This window comes from Natronorubrum thiooxidans (genome assembly GCF_900156475.1).
Taxonomy (GTDB): Archaea; Halobacteriota; Halobacteria; order Halobacteriales; family Natrialbaceae; genus Natronorubrum; species Natronorubrum thiooxidans.
In genome coordinates this window covers 223912-248298 of record NZ_FTNR01000003.1, presented here as the reverse complement: position 1 = coordinate 248298, position 24387 = coordinate 223912, and the positions used below count along the sequence as shown (strand labels likewise).

Below are 24387 nucleotides of genomic sequence, written 5' to 3'. Positions count from 1 at the left end.
CGACGTCTCCGCGGCACCACCAGCCCTCGATACGTGAACGCGTTCATTGACCCGATCACAGCGACGATCCGTGAGTTCCTCGAGAACAACGATTTCTCTCGAGCAGCGATCGGTGAGATGTACCACGCTAGGCAACTCGGTCGTTCTGTAAGCGACCCGCTGGAATCATCCGTGCATCTCGAAGACTGGCAGCCGTCGAATCGTGTCTTGGCGATCTGCGACCGACGCTGGGGCAACCCACTGACTCGAGCGATGGTCACGATTCGTCAGGCCACAACGATTCATGCAGTGGCGGTTGGATCGACAACCCGAGACCTAGCTACCCAATTACACAGACTGTGACACACCCTCCGATATCGTATCAAATAACATACTAAAAATGGCGTGCGACGGCGATCTGTAGACTCCTCTTTTCGGTCCGTGACCCCTAGGGTCTGGGCCTCGAGATAGTCACTCAAATATTGCCGCTTTTGTGTGCTGATTGGCGTCATTCAGTCGAGGACACTCATCGATACCGCACGAGATTGCAGTGGGATGAATATAGAATTTCTTTCAGTTCTGATCGGCGATGTGTCCCCTCAACCGATGCTGGCATCGACGTCGCCCTCTCTGTTTAGACTCATATATAGTCCTACTATCCGATATTTTGCAGTCCTGTATATCAATATAATCGACTATCACCGGCCGAACTGGGGCACTGCAGAGCCAAATAAATGCCCTTATTTGTGAATGTAGGTTAGATTGAAGTGTCTTCGCTGTGAGCACCAGCGTATGGCCGACGACGACCGTGTCGCTGTAAAGACGTACGTGCCACAGTATCAAAAGGAAATCTGGGAGGCCCAAGCCGACGCCCTCGAGATGAGTCAAAGCGAGTTCGTCAGAACGATGGTACAGGCGGGACGCCAGGAGTTCGAGATCCCAGCCGATCAGTCTTCGGCCGGCGCTCCAACCGACACCGGGTCCGCACCTGACGACGAGTTCGCAGATCGGATTCTCGAGGTCCTCGAGCGAAAGGGCGTCCTCGGTTGGGATGGGCTGGTCGAGGCGCTTATCGACGACGTCGAAGCAGATCTCGACGCGGAGCTACAGCGTTTGCAGGACGAGAACACGATCCGATACAGCGGCCGTGAGGGCGGCTACGTGGTCACCAACAATGACTGAGGGCCACCAGCAGTCGGGCACGGTCGAATACTTCCTGCAGGACATCGAACACCACGGCCGCAACGAGCGCACTGCAGCGGCCTATCAGCGCGTGCTCTCGGAATATGAGCAGTTCCTCGACGACCGCTTCGACAAGACGCCACCAGCAGCCAGCTACCGGGACTGTATGGCGTGGGTACACGAGCTTCGAACCACACACTCAGAGAGCACCGTCGCGACGTATGCGTCGTATCTCAACCGGTTTTACAGCTATCTCGAGCGAGTTGGACACGTCGAGGAGAATCCGATGACGGTCGTCTTGGAGGAGATGACCGAATCGATCGAATCGAACCCGACCCGGCGTGACGTGACGTTGCCCGAGATGCGATCGTTCGTCACGGATATTCGCCATCCACTCCACCGAGCGCTCGTGACTACGCTGTTGAAAACCGGGATCCGAGCCGGCGAACTCTGCAACCTCGATCTGATCGACCTCAACCTCGCACATGAGGCCCAGACGTGGCAGCCACGAGCGCATATCGCGGGCCGTCCGGACTCACTATTTGTCGCCACTGAGCACACCTATGGACGTGAATCCGGCGGCGAACTGCGGACGGCATCGAACAAACGCAAACGCGAGACCGTTGTCCCGATCGACGAGGAACTGAAAGCCGTGTTAGTCCGGTGGCTTGCAGTGCGACCGGATACGCCCTCGAGAACGACGACGGGTGCAGCGACAGAGCCACTGTTCGTCGGAACGGCAGACAGCTGGGGTGAGCGACTGACGCCAAACGTCGTCCACCACGTCGTCGAGCAGTATGCCCGGGAGCGAGGCTGGTACCGAACCGGCGGCGGCGCTGCCGAGAACGTCACCCCACACTATTTCAGACACTTCTTTACGACACACCTGCGGGACCGAACGGGTGATCGCGGGATCGTCCAGTATCTTCGCGGGGACGTCGCCAGTGACGTGATCGATACCTATACTCACAACTGGGGCGACCGAGTCCGGGAAACGTATCTCGAGCACATCTATTCGCTCTCCGTGTAGCGAGTATGGTTTTCGCTGTGTTCTGTTCCTCTATTCTGGTAGTTACTCACTTTTCACTCAATATATTTGCCTCTACTCGAGCAAATAAACCTCATACTGATATATCAAAATCGGTTGGTTCCCGTTCGTTCGACACAACCTCATTCGCGGGTTATCGGCCGGTTCGGAGTAGCTCGCGAGCGTTTTGACTCCAGTGTCCACTCGGCACACGGTCTAAGAGTGGGATCGAAAACGGACCAGCGTCTCGAGTTGTCACTCTTTGCTGGCTGTGTTACAAACCTGCAGCCGCTTTGTTACTGTTCGACCGTCAGTTCCGTCTCGAGGTCGGCCCCGTTCAACAACGAGCGAACGGCCGTCATCGTCTCGGTCAACGTCGGCGTGCTCTCCAACAGGACGGTTTCGCTCGGGAACAGCTGCTCGCCGAGCAACAGGCCGTGGTCTCGAGCCGTCGAGCCCGTCACCGTCAGGTAGACGCCAAGTCCAGTGTCAGCGATCGCGGCTTCTTCCTCGCGGCCGTTTTCGGGATACACGAATTGGACCCCATCAAGCGTCTGCGTCCCGAGGACGGCTTGGACGAGCCGTTCATACCGGGGTTCGATACACAGCGGTCCCTCGTAGCCTTCGAGGAACGTCCGATCGAGCGAGCCGACAGCAGGGGCGATCTCGGGGGTCGCCATCAGCGTATGGTAGACAGTGTCGCCAAGCCCCGTAATCACGCGAACGTCGGTATCAGAGGGGTTGATCCGGGCGTTAATGTCTTCGATTCTGCCGAGCGGCTCCGGACGGAGTTCGACGACTTCCTCCAGGATGAGATCGGCACTGTCGAACCCGAGTGCAAACTCGTGGGTTCGAAGCGCTCGAAACGGCTCTTCGCGACCGATCAGCTGGATCGCTGCGTCGTCGTCGACACCTTCGATACCCTCAAGCGGAATCGTGACGCTGTCGAAGACGATCCGACGGGGTTTGCCGGCGCGGTCGTCTCGCAAGAGCGTGTACTCGGGTTCGGTGGGGTCGTGGACAGAGCTGTACGTGGCGAGACGATGGTAGACGTCATTTGCAGCTGCATCGCCGTCGGGTTCGATCGTTCCCTTCGTGAGTGCTTTCTCGTGACGAAGTGTCGACGTGATATCGTCTGCGAGCTCGGGAACGTCGAGCCGACTGGCGAGTCGATCGAGTACCGACTCGAGTGGTCGTCCTTTCCGTGGAACTGCGATCGGAATCGTCTCGCCCATCGACCGATTCTCGACCGGCAACGGATAAACGAGTTGCGTTTCGGGAACGATACCGCGTTAGTTCGAGAACATCGAGCCAAGCTGGTCGCGCCACTCCTGAATGTCCGTCACGTCCGCGCGCACGTCTTCGATGTCGTCTTCGACATCCTCGAGGCCGTCTTCGAGGGCTTCGACGTCTGCCTCGAGATCGTCAACATCGTCCGTGAGGTCAGTCACGTCGTCTTCGAGGGCGTCGACGTCGTCGTCGACAGCCTCGAGTTCGTCCTCGACGTCATCGAGACGATCCTCGGTACCGCCAACACGGTCGTCCATTTCGTCGAGGTCGGCTTCGATGGACTCGAGATCCGCCTGCACGTCCTCGATGAGCTGTTTTCCGGTGCCGTTGTCCTCGAGGAACTGCTCGAGGGCGTCGGTGTAGGCAGCGACTTCCTCGATGCGAGACTGGAGATGCTCGACTTTCGCGATCTCGGGGCCGGACGGCTCGAGATCGAGTGCCGACCGGAGAGCCTCCCGCTCGTCCTCGTCGAGGTCGCCGTCACGGAGTTCCGTGACGAGCTGGTCGACAACGGAGCCATTGAACGTCGTCGCTGTCGTCGCAGCCGTCGTGTCGGCCGCTGGCTGTGCCGGTTCGGCAGCCGTCTCAGCCACCGGGCTGTCGTCTGCGTCCGGTGTCGACTCGTCTGCATCCGGTGTCGACTCGGCGGCGGCCGTTTCGAGAGCAGTCTCAGTGTCGTCCTCAGGATCGTCCTCGACGTCGTCCTCGAGCACATCCTCGTCGACGTCATCGGTCTCGTCCGTCTCTTCGTCGTCGAGATCCGGTTCGGCGTCTTCCTCGTCGAGATCCGATTCGACGTCATCGGTCTCGTCCGTCTCTTCGTCGTCGAGGTCCGGTTCGGCGTCTTCCTCGTCGAGATCCGATTCGACGTCATCGGTCTCGTCCGTCTCTTCGTCGTCGAGGTCCGGTTTGACGTCTTCCTCGTCTTCCTCGTCGAGGTCGTCCTCGTCGTCTTTGTCGTCACCGAGGTCGATCTCGAGGCCAGTCGCACTCAATTCATCCTCGTCGTCGGAACCCGGAATGTCGTCTTCACCGAACCCGAGATCGATGTCCGGCGTGTCGTCTTCCGGCTCGTCCTCGTCGTCGACCGGCTCGGGCTCCGTCTCCACGTCGCCGAGATCCAGATCGAGGTCGAGACCGCCGTCTTCATTCTCGAGGTCGGTCTGCTCGTCAGCTTCAGCCGCAGCAGCAGCATCGTCGGCGGCCGTTTCCTCGCTCTCCTCGTCCTCGAGTCCGGGGACGGTATCCGACTCACCGGAGATCATGTCCTTGACGGGCTGGTTGCGATCGTTTTCGACGATGTTGCCGATGACGTCGTCATCGAGCGTTTCAGCGTCGGAGCCACCCTCGCCGTCGGGGCTGACCTCGACAATTTCCGGCTCCGTCATGAACGGTTCGGCGTCGCTCTCGTCGTCGATACGAATGCCATAGACTGTTACGAGTTGTTCGTCCGGCTCGATCCGGCCGGTAAACTCGACGTGGTTGTCCTGAAACGCCGTCCAGTCGTCGCTGTGGTAGTCAGGGTGAAATCCGACTTTGTCCATCGGGAACGACTCGGGAACCTCCTCGGAGAGTCGGAATGCGACCTGCTCGTCGTGGTCCGAGTCGATCTCGAACCGGATCGCAGGCACGGGAAACTCATCCGCCGTGAACGTTTTTTCGACCGACAATCCATCAGCACTGACCTCGATCACGTCGTCCGTGTCAGCGGTGGTACTCATGAGGCCAACGTTACCACACCATTACTATAAATTGTGCGGACAATCTCACGATCAAGTTATTCGTCAATCGCTACAGGTCGACCCGATCACCGATCTCGACGAGTTCCAGTCGCTGTGGCGACGCGAAACTCTTTGCGTGGTGATGGAGCGCTTTCGGATCCGCCGTGAGCCCGCGCCACATATCCCAGTGGCTCGGCAACACTCGCTCGAGTTGGAGGGCCGAGGCGGCCTCGACGAGTTGGTTTTCGTCGTTGTACCAGCGGGTCCGCTTCGGTTCGCGCGTCTGTTTGTCCGGAATCCGGCCGACGGTGCCGAACGCGAGGACACCGAGGTCGATGTCGTACGCATCGCCGATGCGCTCGAACTCGTCGGTCGGCTTCGTATCGCCGCCGTGAAAGAACGTTCCGGCATCGTGCTCGAAAACGTAGCTGACCGGATGGGTTGCGTCGGGATCGTTGGCCACCTCGACGTGGACGGTGAACTCGCCGATGTCGACGGTGTCACCCTCGCTCACTTCGGCGAACTGATCGGCCTCGAGATCCCACTCGTCTTCCCACGCTTCTTCCTCACGGGCGACGGCGAGGCTGTCGTCTGGCGCGTAGAAGGTCGCCCCCGTCGACTCGAGGATTGGGGCCTGACTTGCGCCGTGGACGTGATCCGTGTGTTCGTGCGTCGCGAGGACTGCGTCGGCCTCGGCGACGTCCTCGGGATCGAACGGCACGGGAATCATCCGGACGGTTCGTGGCGGATCGCCCAGCCCGAGGTAGGGATCGATGTAGATCGTCGTTCCCTCGGACCCCTTGAGAACGAAGCCGTTACAGCCGAGATACCAGACGGCGACACCCTCGGGGGCTGCGTCTTCGACGTCGCGAACGAGCCAGTCTCCCCAGTCGCTTTCAATCATGTGCGAGGGTGAGAGGAGCGAGTGGGTAAGTGTTATTGTATCCGTTCTGGGCCGTGGACCCGATCGCGAGTCGCCCTTACCGTTCGATACCGGATCGGACGAGTTCCGGTCCCGGTTCCGGCAACCGATCCCGAGTGTCCGCGTGTGATCCGCGTTCGTGTGTCTCCTCGAGCCAGCCAGCATGTAACATCGGGTGGCCCTCATACGAGACGCGGCGCGCTGGAGCGTCGTAGCCGATGAGCCCCGAATCGTGTAAGATAGGGAGATGGACGTGCGTCAGCGTCGACAGCGTCTGTTCGATCCGATCCTGTGGATCCTCGCCGTCGGACGGGGTCGCCTCGCTGGCTGTGATCTCACGGGCAAGCGTGTCAACTGAAAGCGGTTGCTGTCGATCCTCGAGGACGGTGATCGTCGTTCGGCGTCTGGCGTCGGCGAGTGCCTCGAACAACGCGTCGAGATCAGTTCCGTAATCGGTTGTCTGCCCAGCGATCACGGTCATGAGTTCGGCGTCGTCGAACGCCCAGTGGTCGGTCGCTACGATTCGGTCATCGAACTCCGTTATGAGGTCAGCGTCGGCCAGCGCGGGAATCAGCCGGTGGTGACAGTCGACGAGCGCACGCTGTCGATCGTCGTCGGTCACCGTGGCGGCTGTGTCGACAGCGGTTCTCGAGACGAGTTCGGCAGCGAGTTCGGCTTTTGTGAGCCCAGTCGGCGACTGCTCGTGGGTGATCTGGAGGCCCTCGCGCCGGGTCTCGTCGGCGAGCGCGCTGAAGAGCCCGTCTCGATCGTATCTCGGTCGTCCGGAGCCGTCTGGGCTACTCATCAGCTACTGTTCTATTCTACCCGGGCAAAAGAACTTGCCCAAACTGGTTTGGGATCAGTCGCTAATTACCGGTGTATGACTGATATTCTGTCACTCTTAACTGTATAATACTGCAGAGTAGTACCGTATTTCGATATAAGAGATAGATATTCAATTCTAAATGCGTGTCTTTCTGATGGGACTGTCTGGGCAGTAGATGGCTCCACTGGCGCGTTAGCGACAGCGGCCGGTCTGACTATGACTCTCCCGAACGGATTTCTGCTCGAGACGGTAGAATCGACTACCAGGTGCCGTGGAACGTGTCGAACGAGAGGCTGTCGAGGGGTTCGTCGCCGACGGCGATTCGGTACTCGCCGGGGGTGAGCATCGGCTTGTGGAACTGCGGGCCGTCGTCGGTCGTGATTCGCGGACAACCGGTGTTGACGAAGGCATCCATATCGAAGTTCCGGAGGCGGTCGGGCGTCACCTCGTCCATGGTGATGAGATAGGCGTTGTCGTTGTCGTCGATGATCTTCTGGGCTTGCTCCCAGCGGCCCTGCCCAATTTTGGTACAGAAGATAACGCCCCACTTCTCGGCGTCCATCGCGCGGTGGACCGCGCCGTAGCGCTGTTTGAGGAACTTGTCCGTATCCGCGACGGTAACGACGTTGTTGACCGGGTCGGCGATGACGACGTGTTTGTCGGGATGTTCCATCGCCAGCCCGAGCGGGTGGAACTTCCCGCCACCGACGTAGAGCACCTGGTCTGCGGGCACGTCTGCGCTCGCGTAGTTACAGCCCAGTACCTGTCCCTCGTGAGTCAGGCGCTCGTCGCCGCGACGGCTGTGGACCTCGTAGCCGCGTGCTTCCAAGAACTCGGTCATCTCCTCGTAGCGGTTCATGTGCTGGGCAGTGGTGACGAGCCCGACGTCTGCGGTCTCCTCGGGTGACTCGAGCGTCTCGAGTGCCTCTTCCATGATCGGCTCGACCTCGACGTTCGAGAACAGCGGCACGTAGATGACCTTGTCCGTGTTCTTCATCGGCGAGTGACCGAAGTGGACGAACACGTCGGTGCGTTTCATCAGATAGGTGTCCAGATCACAGGCCCCATAACACGGCTGGCCCGAGAGCATGAACGTCACGTCGTCGCCGGCCAGCTCGCGCAGGTCGTCGGCGACAGCAGGGCCACGTCGTTTCAATCCTTCGGGGAACTGCAACCCGACCTTTGTGGCGTCTCGCTCCTCGATTGCGTCGACGATCTGCTCGAGTTCGTAGTCCCACTCGCGATCGTGTTTGAGACGCATTCCGGTGTTCCGGAGGTCGCCCTCGGTGTACTCCGACTCCTGACTCATTGGCCGTCCTAGCGGCCACGAACGTATAACGGCGGCGCTTTGCCAACCTCGGCTCTTCGAGAGACATCGGGAGCCGAGAGTCGCCGTCACTCGAGGGCATCGCTCGCTGCCAACCGGGGATTCGAGACCGACTGTGGCGAGCTGACGGCGGGCCGGTCGAGCGACGATCGAGCGTCCGTGGTCGCTCGAGCGTGTTGACTCTCGGTCAAGTCAGTTCCGTGGAGAGTTACAATTGTCCCAACAGTCATAGTACTGGAGTCTAAACGAGGGGCTAATGTCAGCGGAACAGCCTGCAGATGGGTATCTCTTCGACCTCTACCGTCGATACATCGGTGAACCGGAAGACCGCACAGACGTCTACGTCGGATTCGGTCTGTTCCTCGGCGGGATCGGCCTCGCGCTCGTCGCGCTGGTGCTCTTTTTCTGGAGCGGCACCTTCGAGGCCCGTAGTATCGCCCACGTCACGTGGGCTGAGCCGGCGTACGGGATCGCCATGGTCGCGCTGCCGCTGTTGATGCTCGGGATCGTGGTCCTGTTGCCGTCGGAACGTCGGGTCCTGTACGCGTCGATCGCCGGCGTCGCCGTCACGCTCGCGGCCGTTGCTGGCTTCCTGTATGCCTACCCCGACGACTGGAACGGCTACGGGAACGACTACACCGCGGAGGTTGTCGCCGTCTACGCCATCGGACTCGCCGGGCTCACTGCCTCGACCGGTGCGGCACTGATTGCCCACTACCTCGATATGGCGCGTGCCGTCACGCAGGCCAACGCCGACGACGAGGTGGACGAAGACGACGAGCCAGAGTTCGACGTCCAGCAGGATATCGACGACGCGATGGAAGACGTCGAACTCTCCTGGGGTGGCGTCGAGAAAACCGAACACAAGCGACTCAGCTTCTCCGAAGACGACTTCGACGAGGTGTCGGTCAACACCGACGGCGCGGCGAAGACGACCCGATCGACCGGCGTCGACGCACAGGTCGCCGGCCTCAAGGGACTGAAAGGCGGCGAGACGAAACAGACCACCTCGAAGTCGACGGTCGACGACCAGACGGCGAAACTCAAAGAGTTGCGCGAACAACAGCGGATCGATGAACTGGCGACGGCAGACGACGACGGCTCGTCGACGCCGATCTCGGGGCTACTCGAGCGATTCCGTTCGCTCCTTCGCCGAGAGTAATTCCCTTCTTATGCGGTTAAAATAGGCATATCGTCTCTTAGTTGAGATGTGGATATTCCACATAGATTTATAATCCATCGGTGGCCTTTTTCGACTATGGCAAAAGGCCTAGACGTTGGGACGATGAACATCCTGTCGGCCCAACAGGATGGCAACGATACGGTGTTCGTACAACAGCGCAACTCCTTCGTAGAGATCGAGTACTCGGATATGGCCGAGCAGATGCTCTCGCGAAGCGAGGTGCTGCACATCCGCAAAGACGACAAGGTGTACGTCGTCGGCGACGACGCACTCAACTTTGCGAACATTTTCAATAAGGAAACCCGCCGCCCGATGAAACACGGGATCCTCTCGAACGACGAGAAGAGCGCGATCCCGATGATGAAACTCATCATCGAACAGGTCGTTGGCGAACCGGCCTATCCGGATGAGAAGCTCTACTTCTCCTCCCCGGCGGATCCGATCGATTCGGATCTCTCGACGTTGTACCACCAGAAGACGATCGAGTCGTTCCTCAATGACATGGGATACGACGCCGAACCGATCAACGAAGGGATGTCCGTCATTTACAGCGAACTCGCGGACAACAACTTCACCGGACTCGGCATCAGTTTCGGTGCCGGAATGACGAACGTCTGTCTGTCCTACTACGCCGTGCCCGTCATGAAGTTCTCCGTCGCCCGCGGTGGCGACTGGGTCGACGAGCAGGCAGCCCGTGCAACCGGGACACCAGTCGACAAGGTGACCTCGATCAAAGAAGACGACTTCGAACTCGACTTTACGACCGACGTCGGCGGCGTCGAAGGGGCGCTCTCGATTTACTACGAGAACCTGCTCGACTACGTCATCGACAAAATCGTCCAGGAAGTCGACGAGGAAGACGTCGAGGAAGGGCTCGACGTGCCCGTCGTCGTCACCGGCGGCACCTCGAGCCCAAGCGGCTTCGAGGCGCTGTTCCGTGACCATCTCAGTGATGCGAACATTCCGTTCTCGATCAGCGGCGTCACCCACGCCAACGAGCCACTCTACAGTGTGGCACGCGGTGGCCTTGTCGCCGCCCGATCCGACGAGGACGTCGACCACGACACCAGCGACGACGAAGCGGAAGCGGCCGCTGCAAACGAGTAAGTTCGCGATAGTCTCCGTGGACGTCCACTGCGACGTTCGCGGTTTCGGATACTGCAGTCCTCAGCGTTCAGTGGCGTCTTCGCGACCGACGGTGTCCTCGTAAAACCGGTTGAACGCGTCCCGCCAGGTCTCGGGTTCGTCGTCCTCGCTGACGTGGTCGACGGGAACGTCCGCGAATCCACAGTGTGGACAGGCCACTGTCGAAACGTCACCCAGCGAAAGTTCCTCGAGCGAGCGCTGACACCGTGGACACTCCATACTCATCTGTTAGACGGCCTCTTCTTAACTCTATTCGAACTTGTCATGTCTACAGAACACCGCGTCGACGAACAGCCGCCAGCGCGAGCCGTGAACCCGACGGAGCTATGACACTCGAGGCGCAACCCTCTCGAAATGGCCGGCCCGTCGCGACGAACGCTCGCTCGAGCGCTCGAGACGCTTGCGGACTTTTCGGATCCCGACGCCGCCCTCGAGCAGTATCTCACGCCGCCGGAGATTGCCGCCCACATCTGCCATCAGGCCCGCCTGCAGGACGATCTTGAGGGCTGGGTCGTCGATCTCGGTACCGGGACGGGAATGTTGGCAATCGCCGCCTCGCTCGCGGGAGCCGATCGTGTCGTGGGGATCGATATCGATCCCGACGCGCTCGCCGTGGCCCGACAGAACGCAGCCCGGATCGACGAGGCGGGCCATGGGATGCTCGAGTGGCTCCGTGGTGACGCGACCCGACCACCGTTCTCGTGTACCGACGCCACCGTCGTTTCGAACCCGCCCTTTGGCGCACAGCGTGGCAACCGCCACGCCGACCGCGACTTTCTCGAGGCGATCAGTTCGATCGCGAGCGTCTCGTATACGATCCACAACGAGGGGAGTCAGGAATTTGTCGAGTCGTTCGCAGCCGACGAAGGCGGCAACGTGACACACGCGTTCAGCGCCGAGTTCCCGATCGCAAAGCGGTTCGACTTTCACACCGAAGCGGAGCAGACGCTCGAGGCGGAAGTGTTCCGGATCGAGTGGGCTTAGCCCTCGAGGTGCTCGAGACGCGCGTAGCGGCCGGCTCGCCAGCCGGTGACGACGGCGACGACCGTTCCGACGACGATCGCGAGTGCGAGGCCGGCAACGTAGACCTCGAGTGGCGTCTGCAGGAGCGAATCGAAGCCGACGACCGACGACGCGAGGTGGTTGAGTGCCATCGTGAGGACGGGTGTCGCTGCGAGACCCGCGAGGCCGCCGAAAAGGCCGATGACGAGCCCCTGGACGCCGATCGTGCCCGCGAGCACCCATCGTGAGAGGCCGATCGCCCGGAGCGCCGCGAGTTCGTCCCGTTGCTGGTAGGCGACGAGCGCGAACAGGTTGATCGTGAGGACGATGCCGCCGACGAGGGCGAGGCCGACCAGCGTCGCCCCGCTGGCGAGTACGAGCGATCGTTCTTCGAACATCGCGCCGACCTGCTCGTCGCTGGTGCGGACGTCGTAGGCCGGATACTCGGCAGCGAGGTCGTCGCTGACGGCGTCCCGATCGGCCCCGTCCTCGACGCTTGCGGTGATAAACGTCGCTCGATCCGTGCCAGCGGTCCCGGCGACGGCCTGCAGGTCGGTCAGCGGGACGGCTTCCGCGTCCGACCCCAGATACTGCGAGTAGTACGCCGCGATCCCGACGACGGTAAACTCGTGATCCTGCGCTGTCTCTCGACTGGTCCCGAGAAAGACCGTGTCTCCGACCGAAACGTCGAGTGTCTCGGCCGTGTTGGGATCGAGCACGATCTCCTCGTTCGTCGGCTCGCCAGTACGTTGGTGCTCGAGATGCTCGCCCGCCGAGACGTTCAGCACGGTTTCGAACCCGCCACCGGCCTCGAAGTCGAACCCGTCGTGGGTTTCGTGAACGCCGACGGCCGACGTCCGCTCGAGGTCGCCGGATTCGGTCCCGATATAGACCTCGTGCATCGCGATCGGCGAGGCGGAGCTGATGTCGTCGCGCTCGGTGATATCGGCCGACACACCGTGCGACCCGACGATCGGGTTTGCCGTCCCGCTGGCGGCGGGATCGATCGGATCGCTCGAGATCCAGATATCTCGATTGGCGTTCTCGAGGCCGTCCTCGCCCGTCTGGACGACGCCGACGCCGAGGCTGGCAAGCAGCGTCACCGAGAGGACGGCAAGCATGACGGCGACGACGGTGAGTGCGGTCCGGCCGGGTGCACGGCGGAGTTGTGCGAGCGCGAGGCCGACGACGGCTCGCGTTCGAACGGCGATGCGCTGCAGACTCATCGGCCCACCTCCGCGAGGACGGACGTGCGAGCGGCGACCGCGAGCGGGTAGGGCACGGCGACGAGCCCCGAGACGAGCGCGACGACGATAGCGTAGGGGACAAACACCGGGTGCACCGCTGCGACGGCTCCAGGGGCGACGGTCGCGCTGGCGACAGTATTGAGCGCATGGATGCCACCCACGCCGAGGATGATCCCCAGTAGCGCCCCACAGAGTGTGGTGAGCAGCGTCGAGACCGCGATGATCGTGAGGCGACTGTGCGTTGGGTAGCCGACCGACTCGAGGACGGCGAGGGTTCGCCGATCCTCGTTAACCGTCATCCCGGCTGTCGTCGCGACGAACGATGCACAGATCGTCACGCCGACGATCAGCGCGAGCAGGCTCGTCGCAAACGCCAGCCCGTCGCCGAACAGCGCGGACGGATCGGTGCCGTCGGTCGCCTGGACCGTCGCGTCGGGATACGCCTCGGCGGCAGCCGCCGTCGCCGCGTCGGCGTCGCCCCAGATCAGGACATGGTCGGCGAGCTGGCCGCCGTCAGCGCCGGCGACCGTCTGGAGATCTCGCAGGTGCACGAGCGCGATCGGCGTTTCGAGGTCATCGTCGCCGGCCGTTTCGACAGCGCTCGCGGTAAACGACGGTGCCGGTCGTTCGTCCGATCGGTGTGGTCCAGTGACCGTGAGAGTCTCCTCGGCGTCCGCCTCGAGGCGATCCGCAGCAGTCGCCGAGAGGACGATCTCGCCCGCCGGTGGCCCGTCGGACGAGTCGTCCGCGTCGCGGGGACCGCCCGACTCGAGCGATTCGGTCGAGAGTCCGCCGACGGTCCGCGGCTCGTCGTCGGGGACGACACCGACGAGCAGCAGTGTCCGTGGGTCGCCGTCGGTCGACTCGAGCTGGACGGGTTCGACGAGGACTGGCGAGGCGTGTGCGACGCCGTCCTCGGCGCGGATCGTTTCGGCGCGGTCGTTCGTCGCGCCGAGCCGTGGCCCTTCGACGCCGTCGACGGCCGACAGCGTGGCGCTCTCTTCGGGGGCGATCCGAACGTCAGCGTCGTCATCGGCGACTGCACCACCGTCGGCAAGCCCCAGTGCGATACCCGTGACGACCACCAGCAGCGCGATCGTCAGCGCGACGGCACCGATCGTCGCCACAAGGCGGCCGGATCTGGTCGTGACCATGCGTTTCCACAGCCGGATCACCGAGATGCCGACGAGCCCGCGCCAGCGAGCGCGGCGTGTGCCGCCCGAACTCACGTCGAACTCGTCGTCACCGCCCATCCGTGACCACCCGTCCATCGCGCAGCCCGACCACGCGGTCGGCGACCGACAGCGTCGCGTCGTCGTGTGAGGCAACGAGGACGGCCCGGTTGCGGCCGATGTCCGTCAACAGGTCGAGCACGTCCGCGCCGGTCGCCGTGTCGAGTTCACCCGTCGGCTCGTCGGCGACGATGACGTCGGGATCGGTCACGAGCGCCCGCGCGATGGCGACGCGCTGGCGTTCGCCACCGCTGAGCTCGCCCGGCAGGTGACCCGTGCGATCTGCGAGTCCAACTCGCTCGAGTAATGTCTCGGCGCGCTCGCGTCGCGTCGCCGTCGGAACCCCTGCCTGCACGAGGGGCAACGCGACGTTCGCCCGCGCCGACAGCGACGGCAGGAGATGGAACCGCTGGAAGACGATGCCGATGTGCTGTCGCCGCAGTCGCGTCCGCTTCCGATCTGAGAGTCCAGTGAGATCAGTTCCGAGCAGTTCGACGGTGCCGTCAATCGGGACCAACAGCCCGGTGACCGCGTGGAGAATCGTCGACTTGCCGCTCCCGCTTGGGCCCTCGAGGCCGACGATTTCGCCCGTCTGCACCGTGACGGAGACGTTCCGGAGCGCCGTCACTGCCCGGTCGCCGCTCGAGCCGTACTCGTGGGTGACGCGTTCGAGGCGAACGGCTGCCGTCGATTCGGCGTCGGTACTCCGCTGGCCGCTCGAGGCGGTCGCCTGCTCCAGTGCGTGGTTGCTCATCTGTCCGGATTCAACTCGCTCGGACCGATGGCACAGCCGGCCATTGTTTCTCTCCGGCTTCCCACAGCAAGGACGCCGTTAACTTCGTTGCCCGTGTGCAACGAACTGGTTTGCAGCCGCTACTGTACGCGAGTTGCGACCGTCCTGTACAGCAACGTGTTTGGCACCGACAACCAGCGTCGGCGTGGGTGAAACGTACACGTACTGATGACGCTCTGTTTTCGATACACGTTGCCGGCGTCCGAGCGGTGACAGCATTCATACGGACTGCTGTCGTCACTGACCGCCGATTACCGACTCCTGCCGCTGGTGATCGGTACAGCAGACCGTCTCAGTCGTACGTCTCCGCACTTGCAACGGCGACCCGGGTCCCATCCGAACGCGCGTAGACCGTCCCCTCGTCGCGGTCGAACGTCAGCCCACCGGCAGCCGTCGATTCCCCGTCTTCGGGCATCGCCGTCGTCTCGACGGTGTCGGTCTCGAGCGATTCGACCTCGAGGATGAACGTCCCGTCCTCGACCGTGATCGTTACGGTCCGATTATCGATGCGGACGTCGGCGCGTGACCCGTTGGACTCGTGGGCGAGCTGGCGGTCGTCGCCGTCGGCCCAGAGGTCGATCCGATAGACGGTGTCGTTGCCGACTGGCTCCCACCCGGTCCGCTCGACGTGGACGGTCTCGCGCCAGCCGGGACCGCCGACGACGACGGACTCCTCGCCCGTGAACGCGAGTTGCCGGGCCGGTACGGACTCTAGCCAGAGCTGGCGCCGCTCGCTGGCGACGATCACGCCGCTCGATTCGATCGACACGGCGTCCTCGAGCGGCCCCACTCTGACCGGGGCCGTCAGCTCGTTTTCGACGCCCTCGGCGTAGTGGACCGTGTAATCCTCGATCTCGATCGCGGTGTCGGCGGTCGTGGTGGTGTCTGCGAGCACGAAGAGATTGACCGGGATCGCCATTCCGGCGACGATCGCGAGCACGAGGAGCACGACCACGGACGCGGCCCGTTGCTGGTCGACGGCCGAGAGCCGGCCCGACCCGCGCGATCGCTCCGCCGATGCGAGTGCGCTGATGCGCTCGAGTCGCGATGTCGTCGCCGTCGCCCGGTTGCCGGCAGCGTGAGCGATCTCGAGCGAGCGCTCGACGGACGATTTGGAGCGTTTTCGACGGACTCGAGCGAGCAGGCCCTCGAGCCGCCGTGGGGCGACGGGCCTTCGTGAGGCCGTGACCGCGAGTGTGATCACGAGCGCAAGCGCGGTGACGATGAGGACACCGGGTCCCTGAAACAGAATGAAGGTGTCCTCGCTGCCGAACCAGTAGATCTGCCATAGCCCCTGTGCGAAGCCATACAGCAAGGTTGCGAGCCAGAATTTGAGCGGATCGGGTTGGAGCCCACGTTTGCGGAGCACGGCGATCCCGAGAACGAGCCCGATCAGGAAGCCGAGCGCGTGGCCCTGAATGGCGATTCCGGCCCACGACGGCGCTGTGGGCGGGCTCGACTCGGCGACGTAGACGCCGATGGGTGTCTGAAGCGCGCGGTAGAGTGTCACGAGGACGCCCTGTATGCCGAGGACGCCGACGATGGTGGCGATCGGGTAGTGGACGAGTGCAAACGCAGCGAACGCGAAGACGACGCCCGAAAAGCCGATGACGGGGCCGAGTGCGAACAGACTCGTCAGCGTCCCGATCCCAACGACGGCGAGCGGGAAGATCACCAGCGCCCGCACCCACGGATCGGTGCGCCACGAGCCGGACGATGCCTCGTCCCGTCCGGTCGGATAATGACCCCACGCGTACTCCGCGATGGGAGCGACGACGATCGTTCCGGAGAGATTGCCGATGAGGTGATTCGGCCCAGCGTGGGAAAACGACGCCGTCAACATTCCGAGCGGATAGAAGTACGAGTACGCCCGGTAGGGGATCGTCACCGGGTCGTCGAACGCCGTGAGTCCATCCTGAACGAGGAGATAGACACCACAGACGAGTCCAATCACGACCAGCGAGCCCCAGGGCACCCCCATCACGAGGCGCGAGCGAGCGACGTCTCCCCATCGACGCTCGGGGCGGTGGAGTCGCCTGACGGTCGCCACCGAGACGAGCAGCGCCAGCACCGTCAGCAGCGGCAGCATCGTCTCCAAAAGCGCCCCAGTCGGGACCATATCCTCTGGTTCGGGCGAGACTGTATATGGATTTCCTCTCCCATTCGGGTACTCACCCGGACCGAACTCGACCGAAAGGAAAGGTACAAGCAGCCGACGAACGGAAACGAGACTATGGAACTGCGGGTCACCGAGAGCAGCGAGAACGAACTCTCGATCGAAATCACCGGCGAGGACCACACCTTTATGAACGTCCTCAAGGGCGCACTGCTCGAGCACGACGACGTAAGCGCTGCCACCTACGACGTGAATCCCGAACAGTCAGGTGGCCAGACGGAACCGATCCTGACGATCAAAACCGAAGCCGGCGTCGACCCCCTCGAGGCACTCGAGGAGGCTGCAGTCGACGTTCGTGAGAAAGCGACCTCGTTCCGGGACGCGTTCGAAGCAGCCGCATAAACGCGACAGCCCCGGGCCGAGCCCCGATTCTCTCGTTTCTTCGATTTCGGACTCGACGCTCGAGTCCGGCTTGCCACGGTCAGCGACCAGTTTCGTGATCATTCAAAACCGGCCCACTAGCACGCCGCGTAGAACACGTAGACTGACTCGTCGACGACGTGGATGTCGATTCCTTCGGCGGTGCGGTCTGCCCCACCGAGACTGTCGCTCGACTGTAAGGCGTCGGCCACCGCATCGGCGAGCGCGGCTTCATCATCGTAGTCAGAGAGCGTGAGCGTCGGTTCCGCTTGCCCGACGATCGGATCACGCTGGCAGTCGACACCGAAATCGCTCGGCGTTACCTGTGCCGGACTCGCATCGTCGTATTCGATCGCCACGAGCGCGCGATTCAGGTATTCGGCGTACGCCGCGAGGTCGTTGTCGTACGTTCGTGACTCGTCTGCAGCGCGGTCGGCCTCGAGTCGCTCGTGAACCTCGCGTTCGGTCGCCTCGAGGTCGATCCCGGCCGCCTCGGTGCCCTCGCCGGGTGCGTCGGGTGGCGACGGCGCGCCGACGCCGGGAATGATCGATAGCGGGACGATGCCGGTCGCAAACAGTGCAGCGACCACCGCGAAGACGACGAGGATCGGGGCGTAGGGTCTGGCTACTTCGAGCCAACTCGGGGTCTCGAGGTCGCGAGCAACGTCGTCGTAGGTCTGCTCGGTCTTCTTGAGGTCGGGATTGCCACAGCGCGAACAGGGTGGGTTGTTCCTGACGTGCTGGCGACCACAGTTCGGACACTGCCAGACGTACGTCGTCCCGGTATCGACCGTTTCGGTCGGCGAAACCGTCGGCTCGTCTCCCTCGCGGACGACGGCTTCTTCGAAGGTGTTGTGCCCGCAGTTGTCACAGGGTGGGTCGTTTTCCGCGTGTGGTTTGCCACACCACGTACACCGCCATTTCACTGGTTGTAGAGCACAACTGTGTCGGTATAAGCGTGTTGGAAATCGGAACGAAAAGCAGTCAAGACGTCTCGTATCGCCGTGTTCGCGTGCGGCCTAAAGCCGGACTGGAACGTCCCGTTCGTCGAGATACTGTTTGACATCCTTGATCGAGTGTTCGTCGAAGTGGAAGATCGACGCGGCGAGTCCGGCATCGGCGTCGGCCTCGGTGAACACCTCGTACATATCCTCTGGGCCGCCACAGCCCGAGGAGGCGATGACTGGCGTATCGACGGTCTCGGTGACGGCCGTCGTCAGCGGGATGTCGTAGCCGTCTTTCGTTCCGTCTTTGTCGATCGAGTTGACGAACAGTTCGCCCGCACCGCGGGACTCGGCCTCTGTGGCCCACTCGAGGACGTCGATTCCCGTCCCTTCGCGGCCGCCTTTCTTGGTACATTCGAACCAGCAGGATTCGCCGTCGATCTCGATGTAGTTCTCACCCTGCTCGTCGTAGCGGCGTCGGGCGTCGACGCTGATGACGATACACTGGCTGCCAAAGGCTTTCGCACCCTCGTTGACCAGTTCGGGGCGCTCGAGTGCGCCTGTCGTGATCGAGACCTTGTCCGCGCCAGCGCGCAGAGTCTCTTTGATGTCGTCTGTGGTGCGGATGCCGCCGCCGACGGTCAGCGGGATGAACACCTCGTCGGCGACCTGTTCGACGACGTGGAGCATCGTCTCACGCCCCTCCGCTGAGGCGGTGATATCGAGGAAGACGAACTCGTCGGCCCCCAGTTCGTTGTACGCGCGGGCCATCTCGACCGGATCGCCGGTGTACTTGAGATCCTCGAAGTGAACGCCAGTGTAGACCGCCGGGTTCCCATCTTCGTCCAGGTCGACGTCGATACACGGGATGATTCGTTTGGTCAGCGTCATGTGGTTGTTACGCGAGGGTTTGCACCCCGGGTAGTAAAGCCGTCTGGATCGAGCAATCGCTCCCCCGCTCGTGCGATCGATCGGACACGGCCGTCAGTGCCGATGATGGATGTCTTTATTGTGGCGAGTGGACAACACGCTCATATGACAGCCGACACGGACCAGACGGCGGCTCAGGACTCGGCCGAACGAACGACGGCACCGATGAGCGATTACTCCTCGAGCGCGGTCGGCATCGGGTTTGTCGTCACGGCGATCGGCGTGGCAATCGCGTTCGGGATCCCGCTCCTAACGATTGCACTATAAAACAACGATCGTCACCGCGAAACGCAGGAATTAGAAGACGTACTCGTCGTCGTGGCCCATCATGCCGTCGTCCTCGAGGCCGGTACCTGTACCCTCTTCTTCGTCCATCGGTCCACTGGTCTTGTAGGCCTTAATGCCCGTCGACAGGAGATCCTCGATCGCTTCCTCCCGGTTGACGAACTCGCCGCGTTCGACCATCTGGGCGATCTGCATCTCGAGGTGCTCCGGTATGGTGATCTCTACTTTCGGCATCTGATTCGGCTTTCGGCGAGGGGGTATTTAGGTTTGACGGGGACACCACACTGCGTGAGCGAATCAGTCACGGTGAGATCAATGGAGTAGCGTCTCATAGCCGTCACTGTCTCTCCCTCGAGTAATTCGCTGACGGAAAACCAGGCGAAATCGATCGTGAGACCGGTTTCAGGACGGCGATCGGCGCGCTCGTCGTGGGTGTTGCGGTCAGCTTATTTATTCCCCATCATCGAATCGAGCGCGTTCTTCAGCGTCGTCCCCGGCTGGGTGATCGAGTCGAGTTGTCGGCGCATCTTCCGCTGGTTGAAGTAACTCGCGAACGCGAGGATGGTCGGCGGCCAGAGGCCGACGAACGCGCCGAGCTGGCGGTCCCCGCGGACGAAGAAGTAGTACAACGACAGTCCGACCGATGCGGCCGACGCGAGGGCTGCCGGGCCGAGGGCCTGCTCGCCAGCTTCTTCTACCATCTGTCCGGAGACGTCTCGTTCCGTGAGCTGCTGTTTGCTCGCCATACGGGACGAGTATCGGCGAGACGGTACTAAGAGGTGGCGAGGGTTTCACAAGAAAGGGCGCGAAGTGTGTCGTCAAACGAACCGTTTCGATCCGTTTCGATCACGGTGCCGTCCCGGAAATCCGGTCTTGGTTCTGCCAGTCGTCTCACTCGGGGCGATCGTGCGCTCTTATGTCGACTGGAGGCGTCACAGCTACAGTCGTCGACACGAACGAACGGGTATGCACAAGGACGTCACGGAACTCTACGAGGAGTTCGGCGACGAGCGGCTTCCACCGGGACAGCGCGAAACCGAGGCGTTTCCGGTCCTCTCGAAAGGGCCCACGCCGGAGTGGGACCCAGAGACGTGGGAATTTACTGTCACCGGGGCCGTCGAAAACGAACTCACGTTTTCGTGGGACGAGTTTCAGGATCTGCCGAGCGAGACTCAGCAACAGGACTTTCACTGCGTCACCGGCTGGAGCATGTTCGACTGTGCGTTTACCGGTGTTCCGTTCCTCGAGCTCGCCGAGCGTGCGGGGGTCATCGACGACGTCGACGAGCGACGGTCGACGGGCAACCCGACGGACTCGGGGCAGGCCGTCCACGTCATGTTCTCGGCACTCGACGGCTACACGACCGACCTCCCGCTCGAGGACTGTCTGCGTGAGGGGGTGTTGTTCGCGTGGGGGTACGACGGCGAGCCGCTGCCGGCCGACCACGGCGGCCCACTGCGGGTCGTCACCCCGCATCGATACGCCTACAAGGGCGCAAAGTGGGTCGACGGCATCGAGTTCCTGACGGAGCCTGAACGCGGCTACTGGGAGCGGCGTGGTTACTCCCGGACGGCAAACCCGTGGCAGGAAGAACGGTACAGCTAGCACCCGGAATAGTTAGGCTGAAGACGCGGCAGTCCTGAGATGCGATCAATGGATGGATCGTCGGGTGGGCGTCGACTGACGGCTGAGACGGAGTCACCGCCAGCCGACGAACCGACCGATCTCGTTAGTTATAGCCGCGAACTCGAGGACGTGTCGTTCGGCGCGATCGTCGATGCCGAACACGAGTCTCGAGTTCTGTGGGCCACCCCCGACGGCCTCGAGGTCGTCGGACGGGGCATCGCCGCACGACTATCCGCTCGCGGGCCGGACCGGTTCGACCGCATTCGAGCGGCTGCCGATCGAACGTTTGCCGGAGTAGACCATAGCGGGCCGCGCGTGGCTCGGCCGCGAGCGTTCGGCGGGTTTTCGTTTCACGATGAGCACGAGCCGGGACCACCCTGGACCGGCTTCGACGCGGCTTCGTTCGTGATCCCACGGACGCTCGTCGTCCGCAGCGAGGAGGGAACCTGGTTGACGGCCGTTGCAACCGATGCCGAGACGGCGACCGAACGCCTCGAGCGCTGGTACGACCGGCTGGCCGACCTCCCGGCGATGCAGCCGAGTGGCACCGGCCCCGGCGTCGAATCGACACAGCGGACGACCTCGCAGGCGGCCTGGACCGAGCAGGTCGAAGCCGCCCTCGAGCGCATCGACCGAGGGACGATCACGAAGGTCGTCCTCGCCCAATCGCTGTCGGTCAGCCTCGAGGAGTCAATCGACGTTCCCGGCACGCTCGAGCGCCTGCGCCGGCAGTATCCGAACTGTTATCGGTTCCTGATCGGCCCCGACGCCGACGAGACCTTCTTCGGTGCGCCACCCGAACGCCTCGTCTCGAAACGCGGCGACCGCGTCGAGACGGAGGCACTTGCCGGCTCCGTGCCACGCGGCGACATGCCGGAAGAAGACGACGCCCACGCCGAAGAGATGCGCGACAGCGAGAAGGTCCAGCGCGAACACGGCCTCGTCGTCGAGGCGATTCGCGACCAACTCGAGCCACTCGCGTCCGAACTCGCCGTCGCCGAGCAGACGATCAGACGGCTCGCGACGATTCAGCACTTGCAGACACCGATTACGGCGACCCTCGAGGCGGATCGACACGTCCTCGAACTCGTCGAAGCCCTGCATCCGACGCCCGCCGTTGGTGGCGTGCCGCCCGCAGCGGCCTGGGAAACGATCCGCGATACGGAGACATTCGATCGTGGCTGGTACGCCGCGCCCGTCGGCTGGTTCGACGCCGCCGGTGACGGCGAGTTCGCGGTCGGCCTCCGTTCCGGGGTCGCAAGCGACGACACGGTGACGCTCTTTGCCGGCAGCGGCATCGTCGCCGACAGCGACCCCGACGACGAGTGGGACGAGGTACAGCTCAAGTTCCGACCGATCCTCGACGAACTGCGGTGATCCGATGAGTGCACCAAATCGCGCGACGCTGTGGGGTCGCGTCCTCGTCGACGAACTCGCAACGGGCGGCCTCGAGGCCGTCTGCATCGCCCCTGGCAGTCGCTCGACGCCGCTGACGGTCGCCTTCGCCGCCCATCCTGAGGTCGACGTCTACTCGCATCTCGACGAGCGCTCGGCGGCCTTTTTCACGCTCGGGCGCGCACGCCGGACCGGCGAGCCGACGGCACTGGTCTGCACCTCGGGGACGGCGGCGGCGAACTTTCATCCTGCTGTAATGGAGGCCGATCAGGCCCGCGTGCCGCTGCTCGTGTTGACGGCCGACCGCCCTGCCGAACTCCGCGACAGCGGCGCGAACCAGACGGTCGATCAGGTCAAACTATACGGTGACACGGTTCGGTGGTATGCGGAACTCCCCGACCCCGAAGCCGACGAGCGCAAGGTACGGAGCCTCCGGACGACCGCCGCACGGGCACTCGCCGAAACCGGCGGTCCTGATCCTGGTCCCGTCCACCTGAACTGTCCGTTCCGCAAGCCGCTCGAGCCACTCGAGGTTCCGGGAGACGTTCCCGAGGTGTTTTCGGAGACGCTGGCCGGCACAGGGCGGGAGGGAGCATTCGTCGAGACCACGACCGGTTCAGTGACGCTCGAGGTCGACCAGCTTCGACCGCTCCTTGACGCGCTCGCAGACACCGAACGCCCGCTGATCGTGGCTGGACCGGCTGACCCAGCAGCGCTATCAGGGCTCGAGCCAGCCGACGTCGTCGCGGTGGCCGACCACATCGGCGCACCGATCCTCGCCGATCCGCTCTCGAACCTTCGATTCGGCCCTCACGTCGGGACCGACGCCGACGAACGCCGCGTCTACGGCGGCTACGACGGCTACATCAGCGAGCTGCCGGAACCGGACGTCGTCGTCCGATTCGGTGCCTCGCCGACCTCGAAGCCGCTGCGCCACGCACTACGTGACAGCGATGCCCGCCAGTTCCTGCTCGACCCCGCCGGGGCGTGGCGCGAGGCGACGTTCACCGCGACGGAACTGCTCGCGGCCGCTCCCGGCCCCGTGTTCGAGAGGCTGTGTGAGGCGCTCGACAACGGAGCAACGACCGAAACGGACGCTGACGAACGCGAGTGGCGAGCCCGATTCGACGCCGCCGAACGCGCTCACTGGCGCGTTCGTGACGACGCACTCGCGCCGAAGACGCTCGAGGCCGACCCGTTCGAGGGGGCGATCCTCGCTTCGGTCCTCGAGAACGCACCGAATCCGGCGACCGTCTTCGTCTCGAACAGTATGCCGATTCGGGACGCAGATCGGTTCGGTCGGCCACAATCGACCGATCTCACGGTGCTCGGGAACCGTGGCGCAAGCGGTATCGACGGCATCACGAGCACAGCACTGGGCGCTGGCAGCGCGACTGACGAGCCGCTCGTTCTCGTCACCGGGGATCTGGCCTTCTATCACGACTCGAACGGCCTGCTCGCCGTCGACCGTTGTGACGTCGATGCGACGATCGTTCTGCTGGACAACGACGGCGGCGGCATTTTCCATAAACTGCCGATCGAAGAGTTCGAGCCGCCGTTTACCGACCAGTTCAAAACGCCCCACGGCCTCGAGTTCGAGCCACTGGGCGACCTGTATGGCCTCGAGTTCGAGCGCGTCGCTCCCGTGGAGTTTGTCTCCGCGTACCGTCAATCGCTCGAGTCCGAGGGGACTCAAGTGCTCGCTGTCGACTTCGAGTCGGACGCGAACCACCGGCGACGGGACGCGCTTCGGGAGCGGGTCCGTGACGAAATCGGCGCGGGACGTCCGTAGCG

24 protein-coding genes are annotated in these 24387 nt (G+C 63.0%); 10 read left to right on the top strand and 14 right to left on the bottom strand.

What is annotated here, in order from left to right:
* Positions 1-771: 771 nt before the first annotated feature.
* Both BW940_RS06455 and BW940_RS06450 read left to right on the top strand, forming a co-directional pair.
* Positions 772-1161, top strand: a complete 390-nt coding sequence (locus BW940_RS06455) for a DUF5805 domain-containing protein (protein WP_076608375.1) — start codon at positions 772-774, stop codon at positions 1159-1161.
* The gene (locus tag BW940_RS06450) at positions 1154-2191 is read left to right on the top strand and encodes a tyrosine-type recombinase/integrase (protein WP_076608374.1); all 1038 of its coding nucleotides are present in this window, start codon (positions 1154-1156) and stop codon (positions 2189-2191) included. Before BW940_RS06455 ends, BW940_RS06450 begins: the two co-directional genes overlap by 8 nt.
* 293 nt (positions 2192-2484) lie before the next feature.
* On the opposite strand, the gene BW940_RS06445 is transcribed toward BW940_RS06450, so the two are convergent.
* From BW940_RS06445 to dph2, 5 genes are all read right to left on the bottom strand, one after another.
* Entirely contained in the window at positions 2485-3423 is a 939-nt protein-coding gene (locus BW940_RS06445; protein WP_076608373.1) for a hypothetical protein, read from the bottom strand.
* Between the two features lie 57 nt (positions 3424-3480).
* On the bottom strand, positions 3481-5199 hold the full coding sequence (locus BW940_RS06440; protein WP_076608372.1) for an AAA family ATPase: 1719 nt from the start codon (positions 5197-5199) through the stop codon (positions 3481-3483).
* 70 nt (positions 5200-5269) lie between these two features.
* Positions 5270-6103, bottom strand: coding sequence for an MBL fold metallo-hydrolase (locus BW940_RS06435; protein ID WP_076608371.1), 834 nt, complete (start codon positions 6101-6103; stop codon positions 5270-5272).
* A 76-nt stretch (positions 6104-6179) separates the two neighbouring features.
* Positions 6180-6926 (bottom strand): DUF7344 domain-containing protein, encoded by a 747-nt coding sequence (locus BW940_RS06430; protein WP_076608370.1) that lies wholly within the window; start codon positions 6924-6926, stop codon positions 6180-6182.
* Positions 6927-7206: 280 nt separating this feature from the next.
* Positions 7207-8256 (bottom strand): diphthamide biosynthesis enzyme Dph2, encoded by a 1050-nt coding sequence (gene dph2, locus BW940_RS06425; protein ID WP_076608369.1) that lies wholly within the window; start codon positions 8254-8256, stop codon positions 7207-7209.
* 274 nt (positions 8257-8530) lie between these two features.
* Here dph2 and BW940_RS06420 point away from each other — a divergent pair, with 274 nt between their 5' ends.
* On the top strand, positions 8531-9436 hold the full coding sequence (locus BW940_RS06420) for a cell division protein CdpA domain-containing protein (protein WP_076608368.1): 906 nt from the start codon (positions 8531-8533) through the stop codon (positions 9434-9436).
* Positions 9437-9532: 96 nt separating this feature from the next.
* Positions 9533-10564, top strand: coding sequence for a disk-shape morphogenesis protein volactin (locus BW940_RS06415; protein ID WP_076608367.1), 1032 nt, complete (start codon positions 9533-9535; stop codon positions 10562-10564).
* A 60-nt stretch (positions 10565-10624) separates the two neighbouring features.
* On the opposite strand, the gene BW940_RS06410 is transcribed toward BW940_RS06415, so the two are convergent.
* A complete protein-coding gene (locus BW940_RS06410) occupies positions 10625-10822 on the bottom strand; it encodes a TFIIB-type zinc ribbon-containing protein (protein ID WP_076608366.1) in 198 nt (65 codons plus the stop codon).
* Positions 10823-10957: 135 nt separating this feature from the next.
* Between BW940_RS06410 and BW940_RS06405 the strand changes: the two genes are divergently transcribed.
* Positions 10958-11587 carry an METTL5 family protein gene (locus tag BW940_RS06405; RefSeq protein WP_076608365.1) on the top strand — a complete coding sequence of 210 codons (630 nt, stop codon included), beginning with the start codon at positions 10958-10960 and terminating at the stop codon, positions 11585-11587.
* On the opposite strand, the gene BW940_RS06400 is transcribed toward BW940_RS06405, so the two are convergent.
* The 4 genes from BW940_RS06400 to BW940_RS06385 all read right to left on the bottom strand — a co-directional run bounded on the left by BW940_RS06400 (position 11584) and on the right by BW940_RS06385 (position 16996).
* Entirely contained in the window at positions 11584-12831 is a 1248-nt protein-coding gene (locus tag BW940_RS06400) for an ABC transporter permease (protein WP_076608364.1), read from the bottom strand. The genes BW940_RS06405 and BW940_RS06400 overlap by 4 nt on opposite strands.
* A complete protein-coding gene (locus tag BW940_RS06395) occupies positions 12828-14105 on the bottom strand; it encodes an ABC transporter permease (protein WP_076608363.1) in 1278 nt (425 codons plus the stop codon). The genes BW940_RS06400 and BW940_RS06395 overlap by 4 nt, the downstream gene beginning before the upstream one ends.
* On the bottom strand, positions 14095-14838 hold the full coding sequence (locus tag BW940_RS06390) for an ABC transporter ATP-binding protein (RefSeq protein WP_076608362.1): 744 nt from the start codon (positions 14836-14838) through the stop codon (positions 14095-14097). Before BW940_RS06390 ends, BW940_RS06395 begins: the two co-directional genes overlap by 11 nt.
* 331 nt (positions 14839-15169) lie before the next feature.
* Complete coding sequence (locus BW940_RS06385; protein ID WP_076608361.1) at positions 15170-16996, bottom strand: rhomboid family intramembrane serine protease; 1827 nt, start codon at positions 16994-16996, stop codon at positions 15170-15172.
* A gap of 114 nt (positions 16997-17110) precedes the next feature.
* On the opposite strand from BW940_RS06385, the gene BW940_RS06380 reads away from it, so the two are divergent.
* Positions 17111-17395 (top strand): DNA-directed RNA polymerase subunit L, encoded by a 285-nt coding sequence (locus BW940_RS06380; RefSeq protein WP_076608360.1) that lies wholly within the window; start codon positions 17111-17113, stop codon positions 17393-17395.
* A gap of 116 nt (positions 17396-17511) precedes the next feature.
* Here BW940_RS06380 and BW940_RS06375 read toward each other — a convergent pair whose 3' ends face one another.
* Positions 17512-18339 carry a hypothetical protein gene (locus tag BW940_RS06375; protein WP_076608359.1) on the bottom strand — a complete coding sequence of 276 codons (828 nt, stop codon included), beginning with the start codon at positions 18337-18339 and terminating at the stop codon, positions 17512-17514.
* 93 nt (positions 18340-18432) lie between these two features.
* On the bottom strand, positions 18433-19248 hold the full coding sequence (gene hisF, locus BW940_RS06370) for an imidazole glycerol phosphate synthase subunit HisF (RefSeq protein WP_076608358.1): 816 nt from the start codon (positions 19246-19248) through the stop codon (positions 18433-18435).
* Positions 19249-19392: 144 nt separating this feature from the next.
* Between hisF and BW940_RS21720 the strand changes: the two genes are divergently transcribed.
* The gene (locus BW940_RS21720) at positions 19393-19554 is read left to right on the top strand and encodes a DUF7550 family protein (RefSeq protein WP_173834852.1); all 162 of its coding nucleotides are present in this window, start codon (positions 19393-19395) and stop codon (positions 19552-19554) included.
* A gap of 30 nt (positions 19555-19584) precedes the next feature.
* Here BW940_RS21720 and BW940_RS06360 read toward each other — a convergent pair whose 3' ends face one another.
* Together BW940_RS06360 and BW940_RS06355 are read right to left on the bottom strand one after the other, a co-directional pair.
* Positions 19585-19806: a ribbon-helix-helix domain-containing protein gene (locus BW940_RS06360; protein WP_076608356.1), complete on the bottom strand. Its 222-nt coding sequence runs from the start codon at positions 19804-19806 to the stop codon at positions 19585-19587.
* 212 nt (positions 19807-20018) lie between these two features.
* Entirely contained in the window at positions 20019-20318 is a 300-nt protein-coding gene (locus BW940_RS06355) for a hypothetical protein (protein WP_076608355.1), read from the bottom strand.
* 220 nt (positions 20319-20538) lie between these two features.
* Here BW940_RS06355 and BW940_RS06350 point away from each other — a divergent pair, with 220 nt between their 5' ends.
* From BW940_RS06350 to menD, 3 genes are read left to right on the top strand one after another with little or no spacing between them, the layout of a single operon-like run.
* The gene (locus BW940_RS06350; RefSeq protein WP_076608354.1) at positions 20539-21177 is read left to right on the top strand and encodes a sulfite oxidase-like oxidoreductase; all 639 of its coding nucleotides are present in this window, start codon (positions 20539-20541) and stop codon (positions 21175-21177) included.
* 48 nt (positions 21178-21225) lie between these two features.
* Entirely contained in the window at positions 21226-22575 is a 1350-nt protein-coding gene (locus BW940_RS06345) for an isochorismate synthase (RefSeq protein WP_076608353.1), read from the top strand.
* A 4-nt stretch (positions 22576-22579) separates the two neighbouring features.
* Positions 22580-24385: a 2-succinyl-5-enolpyruvyl-6-hydroxy-3-cyclohexene-1-carboxylic-acid synthase gene (gene menD, locus BW940_RS06340; protein ID WP_076608352.1), complete on the top strand. Its 1806-nt coding sequence runs from the start codon at positions 22580-22582 to the stop codon at positions 24383-24385.
* Positions 24386-24387: the final 2 nt, after the last annotated feature.